Origin of the sequence: Vibrio sp. 070316B, from assembly GCF_013114115.1 — a bacterium.
GTDB lineage: Bacteria > Pseudomonadota > Gammaproteobacteria > Enterobacterales > Vibrionaceae > Vibrio > Vibrio chagasii_B.
On the sequence record NZ_VTYC01000011.1, the window covers coordinates 37,981 to 57,071 of the forward strand.

The window sequence follows — 19,091 nt, forward strand, 5'->3', positions numbered from 1 at the left end:
CACAGATGTAATTTGGAACCTTCAATGACCCAAGAAAAATTCGACACCATTTACCAACGTGCCGCTCACCGTAAAGGTGGCGCAGCAGAGCTCGAAAAGATTGTTCGTGCGCCTCTTTCACAGACCGAGTTATCACAAATTACCGACGACCGTTGGCTAGCCGCTTTTACCGAGAAGGTATTCCAGTGTGGTATTTCGTGGAATGTGGTGAGAAAGAAATGGCCGCAATTTGAAGAAGTGTTCTTTGAATTCAATATCGAAAAAATGCTGATGCTGCCGAATGAGATGTGGGAACAAAAAGCGCAAGATCCACGCATTATTCGCCACCTCACCAAGGTGATGACCATCCCTGCCAACGCAATGATGATCCACAATGCCAAGCGTGAAGCGGATTCGTTCTCACAAATGGTTGCCGACTGGCCATCAGAACAAATTACAGAACTTTGGGATTATCTGAAGAAACACGGCAAGCGATTAGGTGGTAACACAGGTGCTTACACCTTGCGCCAAATGGGAAAAGACACGTTTATCTTATCTTCTGACGTTGAAGCGCACCTGCGCAGCACAGATGTGATTGATAGCGGTCGTAACACCAAACGAGCACAAGTCGCGGCAAGTAAGGCTTTCAACGAGTGGCAGCAGCAATCAGGTCGTACCCTGAGTGAAATAAGCCAGATCGTCGCCTACAGCTGTGGCGATAATCGCGTCTAGTTCAATAAGAATGGCTTAAAGCTTTAGATTGCACACAGTTCCCTGCAAACTAAATGTTATAAGTCATTAACAAATAAGCGTGCATCGCACTTTCATCCGGTGGCATTGTATAGATAAATGTATACAATATAGAGTAACACTCATGAATTATTCTCGACCAACCCAACTCGACTAAACAAGGGCCCTTATCTCTATGACAGCTCTCAAAAATTCTGTCTCCAAAGGTGTAAAAACAAAAGTAACAGGCCAGACTCAAGACGATGTTGTTTACTGCCATATCTTCGACGCGATACTAGAACAAAGGCTGCCACCAGCCACCAAATTAAGCGAAGAAGCGTTAGCAGAAATCTTTGGCGTTAGCCGCACTATCATTCGCCGTGCCTTGTTACGTCTCTCTTTAGAACAGGTTGTGGTGATCCGTCCAAACCGAGGAGCCATGATTGCAGCACCAACGGTAGACGAAGCCAAACAGATATTTAAAGCACGTGAAGTGATGGAGCTTGCAATCACAGAGCTTGCCGTAAAAAACGCAACCAAAGCTCAAATCGAAGAGTGCAGAAAGTTGGTAGCGAAAGAGAACTGTGCCTTTGACCAAGGTGACTACGGTTCTGGCTTACGTTTATCTGGTGAGTTCCACATCAAACTGGCTGAAATGGCAGAAAATGCACCCCTGCTCGCTTTCCAACGCAGCCTAGTATCACAAACCTCACTGCTTATCGCTCAATACGAGACAGGTAATCACTCGAACTGTTCTTTGGATGAGCATGAAGGATTACTTGATGCCATTGAGTCTGGTGATGAAGAACAAGCCGTCGAATTGATGAAAGAGCATTTGAGCCACATTCGTTCTAAGCTCAACCTAGACAGCAGCACCGCATCGAGCGACCTGCATGTTGTGTTCTCAGATTTACTTAAGAACAAATCATAACGAGCTAACTATTCCAATCTAGCTCTAACAACTTTTTGTTAATAACTTTTTATTAACAAGACGGGAGAGAAGTAATCCTCTGTGTTTACTTCTCTTTTTTTATGCCTTTCCCATAATGACAGACGCGAAGATCGACTCATTTCACCTCAAACACTCTCTATCCTGCCCTAAATAGCGCTCTTAGCTTCTACAGTATTTGATCCATCAATGCCAAAAACCTTGTCTTTATTTTGTATACATAGCTATTAATTCATTCACACCACAAAACTCAGCACTTCCAATTTAAAGCCAAATAAAACAAACAACTACAGACAAAAACAAATTGTATACAATCCAACAATGCGCAATGTTGTTGCATTTTTGTAAATAAATAGTTGACCACAGGGTCAGGATGGATAATTATTGACCTAGAAGTCAAAAAGAATACACATGGAACAATGTCGATTTACAAGGAGGTCTCTTGATTACTTTTTTGCTCAATCAGGAAATAAGACGTGAAGACAATCTGTCGCCGAATATGACAGTGCTCAATTACCTTCGTACCAAGGTTAATAAAACCGGTACCAAAGAAGGTTGTGGGTCAGGTGACTGTGGCGCATGTACCGTCGTTCTCGGTGAAGTAGTTGATGGACAACTGCAATACCGTTCGGTGAACTCTTGCCTTACATTTGTGTCAGCGTTACACGGTAAGCAGCTGATCACAGTAGAAGATCTGCAAAACCGAGATCGCTCATTGCACCCAGTGCAGAAGGCGGTGGTTGATTTTCACGGTTCACAATGTGGTTACTGCACGCCGGGTTTCATCATGTCGATGTTTGCGCTTGGTAAAAATAAACCCGATGCGAGTAAAGAAGACGTCATGGAATCATTGGCTGGTAACCTATGTCGTTGTACTGGCTACCGCCCTATTGTTGATGCAGCAATGTCACTTTCAACAGACCAACCTTTGATTGACCAATTTACTGAACTCGAGCGCAAAACCATCGAGAAACTAGAAGATATTCAAGACACCGAAGCCAACTTACGCCTTGGTCACCTCACCGCTTTTTCCCCGAAAAGCACCGATGAGTTGGCCAAGCTTTTTCAAGCGCACCCGAACGCTAAGCTGGTTGCTGGCGGTACGGATTTAGCACTGGAAGTGACACAATTCCATCGCGAGATAGAAACGCTGATCAGCGTCAACCTTGTTGAAGACATGAAGGTATGTGAAGAGACAGACACCGACTTAATCATTGGTGCTAACCTTCCAATCAGTGACTCTTACTCACTACTGAAAAAACACTACCCAGATTTTGGCGAACTGTTACACCGCTTTGCTTCGCTGCAAGTACGTAATCAAGGCACCATCGGCGGTAATGTAGCCAATGCTTCGCCTATCGGTGATACGCCTCCCTTGCTGATTGCGCTTAATGCGAAGATCAAACTACGCTGTGGTGATGAGTCTCGCATTATGCCGATCGAAGATTACTTCATCAGCTACAAAGTGACGGCGCAGAAAGAGAGTGAGTTCATTGAACAAATCATCATTCCTAAACCAACCAACGACAGCTTCCGCGCTTACAAACTATCTAAACGTTTAGACGATGACATCTCTGCAGTATGTGGTGCGTTCGATATTCAAGTCGAAGAAGGCAAGGTAACACACGCTCGTATCGCCTTTGGTGGTATGGCTGCAACGCCTAAGCGCGCAACCCGTTGTGAAAATACGTTATTAGGCAAACCATGGACAGACGCTAATATTAAGTTAGCGATGCAAGAACTGTATAACGACTTTGAACCGCTATCTGATTTCCGTGCAAGCCAAGAATACCGTTCATTGTCGGCGGCCAACATGCTGCGTCGCTACTTCATTGAACAACAGAATAAAAACAACCAAATCGAAACAAGGGTAACGTCTTATGTCTAAATCACACGAGCATGCGATGACCCACGAAGAGATGGTTACCATTGCAAAACAAGACCTAAAAACTGGCGTGGGTAAGAGCGTTAAACACGACAGTGCAGCCAAACAAGTAACGGGCGAAGCGGTATACATTGATGACCGCCTAGAGTTTCCCAACCAACTGCACGTGTACGCACGCCTGAGTACTCAAGCACATGCGAAGATCACTAAGGTCGACGTTTCACCGTGTTACGAATTCGAAGGCGTGGCAATTGCCATTCAAGCGAAAGACGTACCGGGTGAATTGGATATTGGTGCAATCTTACCGGGCGATCCACTGCTTGCTGACGGCAAAGTAGAATATTACGGCCAACCCGTGATTGCTGTAGCAGCGAACGATCTAGAAACGGCACGCAAAGCCGCACACGCAGCGATTATTGAATACGAAGAGCTACCTGCCATTCTTGATGTCAAAGAAGCGCTAGAGAAAGAACACTTCGTAACAGAAAGCCACACTCAACAGCGTGGTGACTCGAAAGCAGCACTGAAAAAAGCGAAACACGTGATCTCTGGTGACCTAGAGATCGGCGGTCAAGAGCACTTCTACCTAGAAACTCAAATCAGTAGTGTGATGCCAACCGAAGATGGCGGCATGATCGTCTACACCTCAACACAAAACCCGACCGAAGTTCAAAAGCTGGTCGCAGAAGTGATTGGCGTACCGATGCACAAAGTCGTGATCGATATGCGTCGTATGGGTGGTGGTTTCGGTGGCAAAGAGACTCAAGCAGCCTCTCCTGCCTGTATGGCAGCGGTGATTGCCCACCTTACAGGTCGACCGACCAAAATGCGCCTGCTGCGTAACGAAGACATGCAACAAACCGGTAAACGACACCCGTTTTACAACCAATACACCGTCGGTTTTGACGACAATGGTGTGATTCAAGGTGCTGATATTACGGTTGCAGGTAACTGTGGTTACTCACCAGACTTATCAAGCTCTATCGTCGACCGTGCAATGTTCCACTCAGACAACGCTTACTACCTAGGCGATGCAACTGTGGTTGGTCATCGATGCAAAACCAACACAGCGTCGAACACCGCTTACCGTGGCTTTGGTGGCCCGCAAGGCATGATGACCATTGAACACATCATGGACGAGATTGCGCGTTACCTGAAAAAAGATCCTTTGGAAGTACGCAAGGCGAACTACTACGGCGAAGAAGGCCGTAACGTAACCCATTACTACCAAACCGTTGAAGACAACTTTTTACCTGAGATAACCGAACAGCTTGAACGCAGCAGTGACTATCACGCACGTCGTAAAGAAATCGCTGAGTTCAACAAGCAGAGCCCTATCTTGAAGAAAGGTCTTGCTATCACACCGGTGAAATTCGGCATCTCGTTTACTGCGACTTTCTTGAACCAAGCAGGTGCGCTTATCCATATCTACACCGATGGCAGTATTCATTTGAATCACGGTGGTACGGAAATGGGGCAAGGCTTGAACATCAAAGTGGCACAAATCGTTGCACAGGAGTTCCAAGTCGATGTCGAACGTATACAGATCACCGCTACAAACACAGACAAAGTTCCGAACACATCACCAACCGCAGCCTCATCGGGCGCCGACCTCAACGGTAAGGCCGCGCAAAACGCCGCAATAACCATTAAGCAACGCCTGATAGACTTCGCTTCTTCGCACTTCAAAGTGTCCCCAGAAGAAGTGGTGTTCAAGAACGGCATGGTGCAGATCCGCGATGAGATCATGACCTTCAACTCATTTGTTGAACTGGCTTGGTTTAATCAAATTTCACTATCGAGCACTGGCTTCTATCGCACTCCGAAGATCTATTATGATCACGAGAAGGCACGCGGTCGTCCGTTCTACTACTACGCCTATGGTGCTTCTTGTTCAGAAGTCATCATCGATACCCTAACCGGTGAAAACAAGATTCTGCGTGTTGATATTCTGCATGACGTGGGCGCTTCATTGAACCCGGCGATTGATATCGGCCAAGTCGAAGGTGGCTTTGTGCAAGGTGTCGGTTGGTTAACAACGGAAGAGTTGGTGTGGAACCAGCAAGGCCGCTTAATGACCAACGGCCCTGCAAGCTACAAAATCCCTGCGATTGCTGATATGCCAATTGATTTCAGAACGCACCTTTTGGAAAACCGCAGCAACCCAGAAGACACAGTATTCAACTCGAAAGCCGTGGGTGAGCCACCTTTCATGTTAGGTATGTCGGTATGGAGCGCACTAAAAGATGCGATTAGCTATGTCGCTGTCGATGGCGCGATTCCTAAGCTCAACACACCTGCAACGCCAGAGCGTATTCTGATGGCGATTCAGGAAGTCTCTGAAACAGCCCCGACCTCGGTCGATGCTCAATCAGAAACGGCTTAGAGCTGATAGGTACGGCTTAGGACGTAATAAACAGCTTAGGAAGCATAGAAGGGATTTAGGAGGACATATGTTTAAGGATAATTGGATTCACGAACTGGCAAAACTGGAAGAGAACTACGAACCATGTGTCATGGTGACAGTGCTTGAAGACAGAGGCTCAGTGCCACGTGATGCGGGTACCAAGATGCTTGTCACTCGTGACCGAATCATCGCTACGATTGGTGGTGGTCACCTTGAACATGTGGCCACTAAAATGGCGCGCGAAATGCTGATTGCCAGTGAAAAATCGCTCAAAGTAGAACGCTTCAATCTAGGTGCTCGTTTAGGCCAATGTTGTGGCGGAATGGCAACATTAAGCTTTGAACCGATTGGTACTCAACAGAACCATCTCGTGCTGTTTGGCGCTGGCCATGTGGCCAAGGCGCTGCTGCACATTGTCGCGACCCTACCCTTCCGTGTGACCTGGATTGATGAACGTGAAGAAGTGTTCCCTGACACACTTCCTCACAGTGTCAAAAAGCTAGTCACCGACGATCCGGTTGGCGAAGTGAAACACATGCCACCGAACAGCTACTACCTAGTAATGACCCACAACCACCAGCTTGATTTCGATTTAACGAAAGCCATTATCGACCGTGAAGACAGCCGTTACTTCGGCATGATCGGCTCGCTGACCAAGCGTAAGAAGTTTGACTTCCGCCTAGAGCAGCGTGGCTATAGCCAAGAGCAAATTGAAACTATGATTTGCCCGATTGGCATCAGCGCTGTGAATGGCAAACATCCCGCTGAAATCGCGGTATCGGTTGCGGGTGAACTGATCGCACACTATCAAGGCCAAGCGCTTGAACAAAAGCGCCCGACCAAACAATATCGAAATCAGGATTTGACCGAGCAACACAGTCAACCAAGCGATGTAGGCGAACCACCTTTGGAAGAGAAGATCGCCTAGTACAAGTCGCAAAGCTTCGGTAGCCATAACGTTACTGAAGTCATTAAAAGGAAGTAAACATGACAACGCAACGCAAAGCTTATCGCGCCAGTATTTTACACAGCGTAGCCGACCCAAAAGACGTCGGTATCGATGAGTCTTACGACTATTTTGAAGACGGTGTTTTAGTGGTTGAAAACGGCCACATCGTCGACTTAGGCCATGCCGATGACGTATTGGCGCGTCAACCTAAAACACTCGAAGTAAAAGAATACAAAGACAAATTGATCACCTCTGGTTTTATTGATACGCACATCCACTACCCTCAAACGGGGATGATCGCGTCTTACGGTGAGCAGCTTCTTGATTGGTTAGAGAACTACACCTTCCCAGAAGAAAAACGTTTCAAAAACCCAGTCTACGCACACAAAGTGGCAAAGCTATTTCTAGACGAACTGGCGAGCAACGGTACCACAACAGCTCTTGTATTCGGCACCGTACACAAAGAGTCAGTGAACGTGTTCTTTGAAGAAGCTGAGAAACGTAACCTACGTATGATCGCAGGTAAGGTTTTAATGGATCGCAATGCACCCGATTACCTCACCGACACTCCAGAATCTGGCTATGAAGATTCAAAAGAACTCATCGAGAAATGGCATAACCGAGGTCGCCTACACTACGCAGTAACACCACGTTTTGCACCAACCAGTACGCCAGAACAGTTGGCGACGGTTGGGAAATTACTCGAAGAGTATCCAGACGTATACATGCACACCCACCTTTCTGAAAACAAGAAAGAGATCGACTGGGTTCTAGAATTGTTCCCAGAACGCGACAGCTATTTAGATGTGTATGACCACTATGGTTTGCTGCATAAACGATCTGTATTCGCACACGGTATTCACCTATCAGACTGCGAATGCAAACGCCTAGCGGATACCGATTCTGCAATCGCCTTCTGCCCTACTTCCAACCTGTTTTTAGGCTCTGGCTTATTCAAGCTACCAAAAATGGAAGAGCACGGTATTCGTGTTGGTATGGGTACCGATGTGGGCGCAGGTACTAGCTTCTCTATTCTGCAGACCATGAGTGAAGCCTATAAGATCATGCAGCTTCAACATAAGAAATTGCACCCAGCTAAGTCGCTATTCTTAGCAACTTTAGGTGGCGCACGTTCTCTGCATTTAGAAGATAAAATCGGTAACTTAGAAGTAGGCAAAGAAGCGGATTTCGTGATACTCGACTTACACGCGACCCAACTGATGCGCTTTAGAATGGAACAAGCGACCAAGCTTGAAGAAAAACTGTTTGTACTGATGAGCTTGGGTGACGACAGAACTGTCAGCGAGACTTACATCTACGGTGAGAAAGCCTACGACGTGAATTTCAAAGATTACAAAAAACTCGTTAGCTAGACGTAACTAAAAAATAAATAAGCGCTCTAATCATGTTAGAGCGCTTTTGTTTATTGACGAAGATTCAAACTATCGTGATTCGTTAACTGCAACATCAGGTCGTAATAAGAGCTAGAATCTTCATCACTATTCATGTTAAACATCCTATGACAGTTACCGTCAACCAAAGCTAGGTGACCTGATATTTGAGATTCTGTATTAATATCTGCTGCGTAAACAAAATATTTTTGAATATTATCAGATATATTTTTCTCACCTTCATGGAAACTTAATACTTTAAGAGCAGTTTCCTTAAACTTGTTCGCTGTATCTGACACATTAAAGTCGACAACACTACTCATATGATAGCGACCATTTTTGAGCATAAAATCAGCAGTTATTCCTGACTTTTCATTTAATACAAAAGAAGGTATAACCTTGTGATGGTATAGATCATCAGCATTATTTGAGATCAAACTCTGTCGATTTAGCCTTCTCTTAATATCAGAAACTAATCTACAAGATGCTCTCTTTTTTCGAGGCTCTAGCGCAGAGAATGGTTTAATTAAATCATCATAAAGCTGTTGAATTTTTTGATTATATGTTTCATATGGTCTTAGCTGAAAAGTTGAAGATGTACTGATATTTATCCCGATCATACTCTCGTTAATAATTTCAATAGCATTGCTTTGATCAGAGATAAACAGGTCATTGAGACTATTAGACAGGCGATTTAGAGAGTTCTGATTAGACTCTCCATCCAGCATCCTAATCTTCGCGTAACTATCTAGAAGACGAATATCCCATCCATTAGGGCCATTAACAACCAGACCAATATTAATGACCTCTCCCCTTTTGAGGTTTGGAATATACTTTATAATTGAAAAATCATACCAATCCATTAAATCCCCTCCAGCTTAAGCTTTTCTACTCTTGCAAAGAAACTCTCACTTCCCCACCAACTTAGGAATGTAGCTTTGTTTCCATCAAGCATCCATTCTTCAGGCATCATATGCAAAATAGACCGAATAGTATCAACTTTGATATTTTTAATTTCTTCAAGCGTTGCGACAACTATTCCTTTTTTTAGTAACCTTTTATCATGGATATTCCACTTAGTTTCTTGCGTATTAGTTCCCCCCTGAAGAGCATCAAAGCAATCGTAACCGGTCTCATACCAAGACTTATCAAAGTCATACGCTACACCTATCTTGCCACTGAATACCTTACGCACAAAGAAGTTCCCACGATGTCTATCAATATTATTGACAAAAATATCTAAGGCATACACTTTGCTAAAGAATTCAGCTCCGTTTTTAATTGCATCTTTACCCGATAGTATTCGTAGGAAATCAGTCATATTTTCTAGATAACCAGCGTTGGCGTCCCATTCAGAGCCAAAAGCATAAGATCCATCTTTCATACGAATAATTTGGTACTCGGGTACATTAACTTTTATAGCTCTCGCAAGTTCATAGCAAAACAACTCACATGCCGGTATGTAGCCTTTTTGACTGTTGATAACTTCTTTAACAGCGTAATCACGGTGATTATCTGCACTTACGATTCGCCTCAAGTTGCAAGATGTAACCAAGTCACCCGATAGTTCGTGTATCTCTATAGCCTCTAAAGGTACGATCGATTGCTGGTAGGAAAACGTTTGATTTTGTATAGCCTCTAACACTGACATTTATAAACTACTAATTTAAATGGAATTTCTCGGTGCATCTTACTATAAAGAGCTTGTGAGCAACAAAATAAATATACATATCCTTAAGGCTGTAGTTTATACGGTAGATTGAAACTGCACTAACAAATCCCCCCTGCTTTTCCTCTGTTTAATTCAAAGAAATACAAATTATTACTCGTGGTGTGCTCAACACCCATGACGCAGCCAAGTTATGTTGGTACGTTAGACGGTGGTAGACCAAATATTGTCCGTTTAAAATAACACACGCTTAGAAAGGAATTCTATGTTCGAACAGGTCTTTAGCATTCTGTTTCCCGTTTTTGCACTCGCTAGTGCTGGCTTTGCAGTTGGTCGTTGGCTTAAGCCCGATTTCAAGCCAATCAATCGCATTAACATGGATGTCTGCATTCCTGCTTTGGTGTTTGCATCGCTGACTACCATGCCACTCGACACCGAACAACTGCCGCTGATTTCTGCCTCTTTGGTTGCGGTGTTAGTGCCCGCACTATTGATGGTTCCGATCTGTAAGCTCTTTAAGCTCAATTTCAAAGCTTGGGCTCCGCCGCACATGTTCCGCAATAGTGGCAACCTGGCGATTCCCCTATTCACCTATACCTTTGGTGAAAGTGCATTAGCCCCAGCGGTACTGCTGTTTGTGGTATCGGCGTGTGTTCATATCAGTGTAGGCTTAGCGTTATTAAGCGAAGGTAACCCGATTAAGCAGATCTTCAAGATGCCAATATTCTTGGCTGCTTTATTAGCAATGACACTAAATTTGTCCGGCATTGCAGTGTGGAATCCAATCTACGAAGCCACATCGCTGCTTGGGCAAGCTGCTGTTCCTATCATGCTGTTATCACTGGGCTCACAAATGGTCAACTTGCGGCTGAGCGGTCTGAAAGTCGGCTTGTTATGTACAGCGCAATCTCTGTTCACTGGCGCCATCGCTTTTACGATCATCTACATCTTCATTCCTCTACCCACTCTACACTTGCAGATGATGGTGCTGTTCACCATGCTGCCACCTGCAGTAATGAATTACCTGTTTGCAGAAAGGTTCAACGTAGAGCCACCCAAGGTCGCCTCTATGGTGCTATTCGGCAACTTCTTAAGTGTGGTAACGCTGCCAATATTACTGTCTTTTGCCCTATCGATATCAAGTTGAAATCCAGGATTTATCTTACGATCAAAGCAAAAAAGTGGGAGCACGCCTCTCTAAAAGTGGATGACAAAAATCGAACTCTACCGTTCAGTTTTCCATTCAAGGCCTTACTCCCCTGAACAAAGCAGCGAAAGTGTGCAACGAAAAAATATTCTTACTTTGACTTTATTCCCATCGAACTTCATCTTCCTGAGATAACAATATATCTACGCATCACTCCACTGCTCTTAGTCTTTATAAGTCATATGAAAATTAAAAATTTAATACCTCTACTGCTATGTACCTTCTCTCACCAAGCATTGTCTGCTGCAAATTTCACTACCGATTTTGTAGAGCTTGGGATTCAAACAAAGCCAAATGGTATTAGTTTGGAAGGGGGGAGAGATATCAATGACAGCCTTGCGCTTCTGGGTGGGGTAAGCTCAAATGCCGATCTCGATGAAGACAACTATGACGTTTATATCGGGCCTCAAGTTTACGGGCCTATCAACCAAGCCATCGATCTCAATACTCAACTATTGCTTCACTACAACAAAGGATCTTACGCTCCAGGGAAAAGCAAAACCTTTATTGAATTCAACGCTGGGCTTCGAGCCTGGATTACCCAACGAGTAGAGGCAAATGTCATGGTAGGTGCAAATGGAGAGCATTCGATCTTTACGTTTGGCGCGAGATTCCATGCAACGGATAAAGCCGCATTCTCGATATCTTCTAAGAGTAACGGGATTTATGGGCCTCAATTACAACTTGGTGTTAGATACAACTTTAATTAAGTAGCTGTAAGCAAGGGTTCTTAAAAGCAAAGTGACCATTTGATGACACATCTCGTAATCAACATATTTATCACAGCAAAATCCCAATACACATCCTATATTTAACAGTGGCTTAAATTCAATAAGTACCGTTCTACGTTAATTATAAGGATATAAAAAATGAAGAAGACTTTGCTTGCCTCTTCACTCGCATTGGTAGCGTCGTTTGCCTATGCCGAACAAGAGGCTCAACTACCACAAACGTTATTTCAAAATGTCGATGTCTTCAACGGCACTGAAAACAAGTTGTACGAAGACCATTTTGTACTGGTCGAAGGCAACATCATTACCTCCATTTCAGCGAAGGCAATTGATGTTCGCGACGATGCCGTTGTAATAGACGGTACAGGCAAAACCTTAACCCCAGGCTTTATCGAAAACCATGCGCACTTGATGCTAATGGGCCCAAGCTTGCCAACGATGGAATCGAACACCACATGGGAAGATTTCGCCATACACGGAACGCGTATGGCGGAGATGTACCTGATGCAAGGTTTCACCACAGTTCGTGACGCCGGTGGTGCCAACGGCGGCCTAAGAAGAGCCATCGATGCAGGGCAAATTATTGGTCCTCGTTATTACCCATCCGGTGCATTTTTAAGTACTCGCGGCGGACACGCTGACTTTGCTAACTACACCGCTCCTGTCGGTGAAGAAACCAACTTTAGCCGTTTGAATATGGCACAAGAAGTCGATAGCGTTGCCGAAGTGAAGAAGTACGCTCGTAACAACTTCCGCATGGGTGCAACTCAGTTGAAATACATGCAATCCGGTGGTGTGGTATCTGCCTTTGACCCGTGGCAATTACTGGCAGGTTCACCAGAAGAAGTCGGTGCAGCGGTTGAGGTAGCCGATACTTACGGCAGCTACGTAATGGCGCACTCCTATCGTAAAGAGGCGATCATTGGTGCACTAAACGCAGGCGTTAAATCGATCGAGCACGGCTTTATGTTCGACTGTGAGATTTCGGAGCTCATGGAAGAAAAAGGAGCGTACATCACCACTAACCTTACCGCGTTCGACCCTAACCTTCTTGAGATTCCTGCAGTTAAAAACGTTGCATCAAGTTTAGCCAAAGCCAAATCGGCTTCTGCAGCGTTTAAAGACTACATCCCGAATATGAAGAAGTGTCCAGCACCTCGTGGCTTCCAAACTGACTGTGTAGGCTCTGTTGATGCTTGTAACATTCAAATCGCTTACGAGAAAAAGCTAAACAACGACTTCTTTGGTCCTTACGAATCATTGAAAACTCTTACGTCTGTCGGTGGTGAAATTGCCACACTATCAGGTGACTTCATGAACCCATATCCGGATGCGAAACTGGGTGTGATTGAGAAAGGCGCATACGCAGATATTCTGCTGCTTGATGGTAACCCATTCGAAGACTTTTCTGTGGTAGGTACCGGTGACCAATGGTTTGGTGCCGATAAGCGACCAGACTCACCAGAAAGCATTAAGCTCATTATGAAAGATGGCGTTGTCTACAAAAACACACTTTAGACATCAAGTTTCAAAGTCATAGCTCATAGATAGAGCATGGTTCATCGGCTTTTACCGGCCGATGAATCACTTGAAACGACCTAACACCAACCAATAGCGAGCCAAACATTGAATAGATTTATCACCCTATTTGTATCCATAGTTTCGTTTGGTAGCCTAGCAAGTGAACCAACAGAACTCGATTGGAAAGACCTGAGACCAGTACATGCACAGAACCAAATCGTGTTGCCTGAGATCAGCTATCAACAAAAACTGACACTTCAAAAAATATTCACCTTAAGCCAGTACAACGATCCAAAGACTAATGATGAGTTAGTCACCCTCAAAGAAACATTGAAATCGGAAGGGCTAGACGCCGATGAATTACTGAAACTGCGTTCAGAGTACATCGCGAATCAACAGCGAGCATCAGAAACCGTGACTCAAGACTTTGACGGTAAGAAGGTGCGTATACCTGGATTCCTGGTTCCAATTGCTTTCTCAGCGCCCCTCGTTGCTACCGAATTCTTGTTAGTTCCTACTGCTGGAGCGTGTATACACATGCCACCACCACCAGCGAACCAAATTGTCAGAGTCTCTTACCCTGAAGGCTACAAAGTAGAAACCGTTCAGTATCCAGTTTGGGTCGAAGGTGTGATTTCATCAAAACTGACCACAGACAATGTGTATCTTGTCGATGGCGATACCGATGTGACCATGGGGTACGATATGAATGCTTCGTTGGTTGTGAATTACCACTAACTAAAACGGCGTAAACCACGAAGTGCCAATGCGAGCTTTGGTTTGACCGACAACTCATAACCTACAACAAAAGAGCCTCATCGAGGCTCTTTTTAACATCCAATCAATTCCAAACCACACTGTGGTTCTCCGCCAAATTAGACACAATCCAAACTAGCTTGATGGTTCGAAGACCAACGTATTGTCATGTCCGATGATCGTCAACTGTTCACCCGCATCGTCGTAAGCCACAGTAACGCTCTCTTCGAACGTATCAAAAATCAGATTCTCTTGAATCGCTTGAGTTCCACTACAGCCCATTCTTGTGCTGGCAATTGGTGTGAACGCCAAATAGCCTTGTTCAAATGTCGTCACTTGGGTAACGAAGTGGTTACAGCCCGTACGACCATAAATATTGTCTCGTGCTATTTGTATTGATGCTTGGTGCGTCGGTTGCTCACCATTAACACGAATAAGATTCCAAGGCCCCATAACAGCCTGATGCATGGACGATAACTCACGAGATGTTTCTATTTCTTGCGCTTGAACGACTGTTCCTAACACTCCAGAAAATAACAACACACCAAGCGATAAAATTACTTTTTTCATTATTCTTTCCATTACTTATAATTACCAACGCGTGAATTTAATTGAGACTGCTTCACCCATTCCTAGCCCTAGTCCGCCAGCTTTAAGGTCAAAAATCTCGCCAGCTTCTCGGTCCCAAATTTTCACCTCATGGTAAAACAAGCCGCTGAAGTAGTGCCCCTTATTATCGAGTAATTCGATCTGTTCTCCCTTCTCAAGCTTATCGAAGAATCGCTCATCAATATAAGATGAACCAGAGAAAACAGGGATTGTTGTAATACCAGCGAAGCGCATCACTAGCTCACCATAATCACCAACAGCACAGGCAATCACAATACCTGCACCGCCACAGGTCGTGACACGATATTGCCAGCCAGAATCGGTAGTAAAAGCACGCTTGATCGTTCCTCGCCCTAATACACCATCTATTTGAATATGCACTTCTTCCGGCAATGTCGTGCCTTTAATTTCAAACATATGAGGTTGAGAGTTACGGAAGTAAGGTATCGACATACCTTGACTAACAAATCGCTTAGTTGGTGTGATAACTTTGATTCTTAACCTATCACCATCAGTGTAACCAATGAGATTAGACAGGGAGCTCGGGTCATTCATATCAAGCTGTTCAATATCAATCCAAGCACCTTTATTAATTGAATAAAAGGCTTTCATCTCTTCGCTGCCACTTTCTCCAGACATGTCCAAGCTATTCTTGATAAATAGCGTTGAACTTAGCACCGAGTTAGAAAACAGCAAGGTTAATAATAGAAATGTAATTTTAATTTTCTCCAGCATATACTGACCTTAATATTTAATAAGTATTTTAGCTGGCAGAATATTATGTATAAAAAACAAACAAAACAACACATGATAAAATAATATATTAGAATCAAGTTGGGGCGCATACTTTTTTACGGTTTATAATAATATAACTATCATACTTTAGAACTAGAAATATAACATTTAACAAGTTCAGTAAGAAAAAAACCAATGAACACAAAAGTCTATAAATTAGGGGACGGTAATATTAGCCACATAATAATTTAAACTGAGTTACGTATGGTTATTTATCAAATAATAAAATGACTAACACGGAAAAGAAAACGAGAGGCTTCCTCGTCAAAGAAAGCCATACCCACTGAATCTAAACGGTAGTTTACCCAAGCTTGTCTAGTTTAAGCTCCGCCGTCACCTTAGTAAGGCGCAGGGCTATCGCAAAGCAAACTAAATAGGGGCTTACATACCAAAAGAGACTTTCTAGTGGCTGCTTCACCTGTGCCTCTCTGGTCTTAATATACTGGTTTTTCTGTTTTTCATACTGGTTCAGCATACCACTCACCCACACAGCATCACTTTCTACTAATGAAACACTAGGCGCAGGAACCGTAAAATCAGCCGCATTTGGCAATAGAGTGAAATCCACATCTTTAAACGTCATCGCGGTGTTCAAATACCACAAACACGCTTCATGGTGCTGCCCATAATTGTCTAATGATGGTTGTCCATTGCAGACATCACTTCTTAACTTATCCAAAGAAAACTGCTGTACCGACTCCAAAATCGCCACCGCTCTGGTTTGTTCTGTCTCGACCCAATCACCTGCGACTTTGGCACGAATTTCAGACACAGCACCGAGCATTCCAATACCCGCCAGTAGCGGCCACAAATAGTCCATCCGTTTCCATTTTCGTCGGCTCAAGTTGAACCCACACCAAAGAGGAAGGTGTAAAAGGAGCGTTAGCCCCAGTGATAGCAAAACGAAATTCAAAGAGCTAGAGAGCATGAGTTCGCTATCAAAGAAGTTCTTCATAATGAGTTACTTGCTGTTAAACAAGGAGTGATTTGATACTAAGAGTGATATTAGAAAAGAGTGTAAGAGGAAAGTAAAAACAGCACAGAGAATTGGAGTTAGTGCTGTTTATTTGAACATATCAGGCATTAGCAGCATATCTGAGGAATCAAGCTTTAGCTTTTAATTAAATGCTTTTCCATCGGGATACAGTCGAGGCTGATACCTCTAGGAGAATGATAAGTGGAAAGCTCATCACCAATAAAGCCACACGAACGATAAAACGCTGCTGCATTCAGAGTCGATTCTAGTTTCATTAGAGGCAAGTTGTGTTGATTCGCTAGCCCCTCTAAGAATTGCAACATCATTTTAGCTGCACCTTTACCGTAAAAATCAGGGTCTACGAAAATCGCATCAACCATACCCGTTTGGGTATTGATCTTACCGCTACCAATCACTTGGCCATCCACTTCGGAAACGTAAAAGGTTGCTCCCACGTCAGCAATAAATGCCTCTGACATCTCGCCCGGCGTCCATAGTGAAAGCTGTTCTTCCGAGTAATAAGCGGAACACTGGTCAAGGATGGCACGACTGCGAATATCAAAAATATCCTTGGCATCAGATATAGCTGCTTTCCTTATATTAATCATAATTAACCTCCAAAAATTAATAGATAGTGTTTGCTAACTGATAAAAAACTAGTCGATAGCTAATGTAGGAGAACGTTGCGCTTTAGCTGACATAAAATAGAAGCCAACCGCACTAGCAAGGGAAGTTAAAACCACACTTAGCCAAGTAAAGGTGTAACCATAATCATCAATAAAATAGCCAATGACAACAAAGCTCGGCATAACAAAAAGCATTCTTAATGTAATCAACACACCTTGAATACGCCCGCGATGGCTCGACGGTGAGTTGTTTGCTAGGTATACCCCTTCTTTTGTTAAAAGGAGAACCTCGCCTGCAGAAAGAAATAACCAAGCAAAGAAATGAACAGGAATGGTTGGATATAACATCACCAGCATGTAACCAAATGCAAACATCAAACCAGCATAAGCAAGGCTAACTGTCTCTAGTTTCTTTGAGGTTAACCTCATTAAAATGGGTGTGATCAGCACCACTAAAACACAAGCGTAAGTCATTAGTTGCCCAAAAATGACAGGACCTTGCTCTCCGAACACGTGGCTCAAGTACAGTGGGCTAGCCATTGTCATTTGATTCAATGAGTACCACAGCAATCCGCATAGAAAAGTGAATAGTAAAAGCCTTGGCCTTGATCGTAGAACGGACCAAACAGAGCCTGAGACCGGCTGTTCAAGCTCGCTATCGTTGTCCGATTCTAATCCAGGTTGCACTTTCACAAACGTAGCAACAATAACAACACAGCAAAGAGCAGCCAATCCGTTACCAAAGAATATCCACTCGGTATGATTCCAAAACAGGTAACCAGCCATGATAGGACCGAGAGCTGAACCAAAATTGTACGCTAAATAACTGAGCGAAATAACTGCATCACGATTTTTAGGTGTGGAAAGATCAGCAACTAAAGCATTGCTCGCGGGCAGAGCTAAACCACCAAAGAAATAGGCCGACAACAACAGCGTAGGTACGATGACAGGATCATCAGCGAAAAAACCACAAACAATCAACAAGACTGCAGACGTAAACTCACCAAAAACCATGATTCCTTTATGTCCCAACCTATCCGATAGCCTCCCACCTAAAAAGCTCCCGAAGAGGTATCCGCCCGTTCCCGCCATTGCTAAGGTGCCAGCTACCGTTGCAGAGTATCCCAACTTGTCAGTAAAAAGTAAGACAAGGAATGGCAGAATGAAGTTACCCATCCCTAAAATCATTCTAGCCACAGCTAAATAATAAATATTGTTTGGTAAGTTCCTGTACATTGCAGTGGCAGAGAATAGCTGATTGATCATAATATCCTTAAAGTAACATCAAGTTTTTGGTAACTGTGTTTTATTCGATGGTGCTGAAATCGAGGTTTCTAGGCACGGCAACACTCACCACCTGAGTGCCTGCAATTAAGTCATGCAAACAGCGTCTGTCTTTACGTAAAGCAAACAGGTAATCAAGAGTCGATATATACTGACCAACAACAGGAATATAGACAAAGATACTCATCGGTAAGATTCGTTTGATCACTATGTTGAATAAACCTAGTTGTTTGCCATCCATATCAACAATTGCAATTTCCATTACATTTTTACCGATCGTTTGTCCCTTATTTTGCAGTAAGTAGCCGTGACACAAGAGAAACATCACCCAGCCATAAACAAACACCATGATTTGTTCGTGTAGATCTATCGTTCCGTTAGAAGCAGCTCGATCGAACAAGTCGGTATACAAAACAACTGGAATCATAGCAGCCGCGTAAATGAGGCCATCAATAAAAAGCGCCCAAAAGCGAGACCATCGAGATGCGAGAACTACTGTGGGTGTATTTTCTATGACTTCAGACATGCCCTTTCCTAAGGTAGTGTTGATTATTGATGTAGAGAGTGCGATTTCAGATAACTAAAGCTTCATTTATTGATAAAAAACGTAGAAATAGGTATGAAAAAC

Annotated in this window: 18 protein-coding genes; 10 read left to right on the top strand and 8 right to left on the bottom strand. The window is 43.8% G+C overall.

Annotation, left to right across the window (positions count from 1 at the left end; all coding sequences use genetic code 11):
- The first annotated feature begins 24 nt into the window (after nt 1–24).
- The 6 genes from F0251_RS10720 (at nt 25) to guaD (ending at nt 8,271) form a co-directional block, all read left to right on the top strand.
- Complete coding sequence (locus F0251_RS10720) at nt 25–711, top strand: DNA-3-methyladenine glycosylase I (protein WP_171730960.1); 687 nt, start codon at nt 25–27, stop codon at nt 709–711.
- 193 nt (nt 712–904) lie between these two features.
- Entirely contained in the window at nt 905–1,639 is a 735-nt protein-coding gene (locus F0251_RS10725) for a GntR family transcriptional regulator (protein ID WP_017630710.1), read from the top strand.
- A gap of 460 nt (nt 1,640–2,099) precedes the next feature.
- Nucleotides 2,100–3,545 (top strand): xanthine dehydrogenase small subunit, encoded by a 1,446-nt coding sequence (gene xdhA, locus F0251_RS10730; protein ID WP_171730961.1) that lies wholly within the window; start codon nt 2,100–2,102, stop codon nt 3,543–3,545.
- The gene (gene xdhB / locus F0251_RS10735; protein WP_116871008.1) at nt 3,538–5,928 is read left to right on the top strand and encodes a xanthine dehydrogenase molybdopterin binding subunit; all 2,391 of its coding nucleotides are present in this window, start codon (nt 3,538–3,540) and stop codon (nt 5,926–5,928) included. The genes xdhA and xdhB overlap by 8 nt, the downstream gene beginning before the upstream one ends.
- Before the next feature lie 67 nt (nt 5,929–5,995).
- Nucleotides 5,996–6,877 (top strand): xanthine dehydrogenase accessory protein XdhC, encoded by an 882-nt coding sequence (xdhC, locus tag F0251_RS10740; protein ID WP_116871009.1) that lies wholly within the window; start codon nt 5,996–5,998, stop codon nt 6,875–6,877.
- Nucleotides 6,878–6,936: 59 nt separating this feature from the next.
- Nucleotides 6,937–8,271 carry a guanine deaminase gene (gene guaD / locus F0251_RS10745; RefSeq protein ID WP_171730962.1) on the top strand — a complete coding sequence of 445 codons (1,335 nt, stop codon included), beginning with the start codon at nt 6,937–6,939 and terminating at the stop codon, nt 8,269–8,271.
- Between the two features lie 50 nt (nt 8,272–8,321).
- On the opposite strand, the gene F0251_RS10750 is transcribed toward guaD, so the two are convergent.
- Nucleotides 8,322–9,152, bottom strand: coding sequence for a DUF3037 domain-containing protein (locus F0251_RS10750; RefSeq protein ID WP_171730963.1), 831 nt, complete (start codon nt 9,150–9,152; stop codon nt 8,322–8,324).
- Nucleotides 9,152–9,940 (bottom strand): hypothetical protein, encoded by a 789-nt coding sequence (locus F0251_RS10755; protein WP_171730964.1) that lies wholly within the window; start codon nt 9,938–9,940, stop codon nt 9,152–9,154. The genes F0251_RS10750 and F0251_RS10755 overlap by 1 nt, the downstream gene beginning before the upstream one ends.
- 283 nt (nt 9,941–10,223) lie before the next feature.
- Between F0251_RS10755 and F0251_RS10760 the strand changes: the two genes are divergently transcribed.
- The 4 genes from F0251_RS10760 to F0251_RS10775 all read left to right on the top strand — a co-directional run bounded on the left by F0251_RS10760 (nt 10,224) and on the right by F0251_RS10775 (nt 14,155).
- Nucleotides 10,224–11,105, top strand: a complete 882-nt coding sequence (locus tag F0251_RS10760) for an AEC family transporter (RefSeq protein WP_171730965.1) — start codon at nt 10,224–10,226, stop codon at nt 11,103–11,105.
- Nucleotides 11,106–11,347: 242 nt separating this feature from the next.
- A complete protein-coding gene (locus F0251_RS10765; protein WP_171730966.1) occupies nt 11,348–11,875 on the top strand; it encodes a hypothetical protein in 528 nt (175 codons plus the stop codon).
- Nucleotides 11,876–12,034: 159 nt separating this feature from the next.
- On the top strand, nt 12,035–13,414 hold the full coding sequence (locus F0251_RS10770; protein WP_116871014.1) for an amidohydrolase family protein: 1,380 nt from the start codon (nt 12,035–12,037) through the stop codon (nt 13,412–13,414).
- 108 nt (nt 13,415–13,522) lie between these two features.
- A complete protein-coding gene (locus tag F0251_RS10775) occupies nt 13,523–14,155 on the top strand; it encodes a DUF3299 domain-containing protein (RefSeq protein WP_171730967.1) in 633 nt (210 codons plus the stop codon).
- Nucleotides 14,156–14,308: 153 nt separating this feature from the next.
- Here F0251_RS10775 and F0251_RS10780 read toward each other — a convergent pair whose 3' ends face one another.
- The 6 genes from F0251_RS10780 to F0251_RS10805 form a co-directional block, all read right to left on the bottom strand.
- Entirely contained in the window at nt 14,309–14,743 is a 435-nt protein-coding gene (locus F0251_RS10780; protein ID WP_171730968.1) for an META domain-containing protein, read from the bottom strand.
- A 21-nt stretch (nt 14,744–14,764) separates the two neighbouring features.
- Nucleotides 14,765–15,517, bottom strand: a complete 753-nt coding sequence (locus F0251_RS10785) for a hypothetical protein (RefSeq protein WP_171730969.1) — start codon at nt 15,515–15,517, stop codon at nt 14,765–14,767.
- Between the two features lie 361 nt (nt 15,518–15,878).
- A complete protein-coding gene (locus F0251_RS10790) occupies nt 15,879–16,532 on the bottom strand; it encodes a hypothetical protein (RefSeq protein WP_102425831.1) in 654 nt (217 codons plus the stop codon).
- A 155-nt stretch (nt 16,533–16,687) separates the two neighbouring features.
- Nucleotides 16,688–17,161, bottom strand: a complete 474-nt coding sequence (locus tag F0251_RS10795) for a GNAT family N-acetyltransferase (RefSeq protein ID WP_061033017.1) — start codon at nt 17,159–17,161, stop codon at nt 16,688–16,690.
- A gap of 48 nt (nt 17,162–17,209) precedes the next feature.
- The gene (locus tag F0251_RS10800; protein WP_171730970.1) at nt 17,210–18,445 is read right to left on the bottom strand and encodes an MFS transporter; all 1,236 of its coding nucleotides are present in this window, start codon (nt 18,443–18,445) and stop codon (nt 17,210–17,212) included.
- 40 nt (nt 18,446–18,485) lie between these two features.
- Nucleotides 18,486–18,989 carry an RDD family protein gene (locus F0251_RS10805; protein ID WP_105058773.1) on the bottom strand — a complete coding sequence of 168 codons (504 nt, stop codon included), beginning with the start codon at nt 18,987–18,989 and terminating at the stop codon, nt 18,486–18,488.
- Nucleotides 18,990–19,091: the final 102 nt, after the last annotated feature.

Coding starts and splice junctions, on each gene's coding strand:
- F0251_RS10720 (WP_171730960.1), top strand. CDS start 25: ATGACCCAAGAAAAATTCGACACCATTTACCAACGTGCCGCTCACCGT.
- F0251_RS10725 (WP_017630710.1), top strand. CDS start 905: ATGACAGCTCTCAAAAATTCTGTCTCCAAAGGTGTAAAAACAAAAGTA.
- xdhB (WP_116871008.1), top strand. CDS start 3,538: ATGTCTAAATCACACGAGCATGCGATGACCCACGAAGAGATGGTTACC.
- xdhC (WP_116871009.1), top strand. CDS start 5,996: ATGTTTAAGGATAATTGGATTCACGAACTGGCAAAACTGGAAGAGAAC.
- guaD (WP_171730962.1), top strand. CDS start 6,937: ATGACAACGCAACGCAAAGCTTATCGCGCCAGTATTTTACACAGCGTA.
- F0251_RS10750 (WP_171730963.1), bottom strand. CDS start 9,152: ATGGATTGGTATGATTTTTCAATTATAAAGTATATTCCAAACCTCAAA.
- F0251_RS10755 (WP_171730964.1), bottom strand. CDS start 9,940: ATGTCAGTGTTAGAGGCTATACAAAATCAAACGTTTTCCTACCAGCAA.
- F0251_RS10760 (WP_171730965.1), top strand. CDS start 10,224: ATGTTCGAACAGGTCTTTAGCATTCTGTTTCCCGTTTTTGCACTCGCT.
- F0251_RS10765 (WP_171730966.1), top strand. CDS start 11,348: ATGAAAATTAAAAATTTAATACCTCTACTGCTATGTACCTTCTCTCAC.
- F0251_RS10770 (WP_116871014.1), top strand. CDS start 12,035: ATGAAGAAGACTTTGCTTGCCTCTTCACTCGCATTGGTAGCGTCGTTT.
- F0251_RS10780 (WP_171730968.1), bottom strand. CDS start 14,743: ATGAAAAAAGTAATTTTATCGCTTGGTGTGTTGTTATTTTCTGGAGTG.
- F0251_RS10785 (WP_171730969.1), bottom strand. CDS start 15,517: ATGCTGGAGAAAATTAAAATTACATTTCTATTATTAACCTTGCTGTTT.
- F0251_RS10790 (WP_102425831.1), bottom strand. CDS start 16,532: ATGAAGAACTTCTTTGATAGCGAACTCATGCTCTCTAGCTCTTTGAAT.
- F0251_RS10795 (WP_061033017.1), bottom strand. CDS start 17,161: ATGATTAATATAAGGAAAGCAGCTATATCTGATGCCAAGGATATTTTT.
- F0251_RS10800 (WP_171730970.1), bottom strand. CDS start 18,445: ATGATCAATCAGCTATTCTCTGCCACTGCAATGTACAGGAACTTACCA.
- F0251_RS10805 (WP_105058773.1), bottom strand. CDS start 18,989: ATGTCTGAAGTCATAGAAAATACACCCACAGTAGTTCTCGCATCTCGA.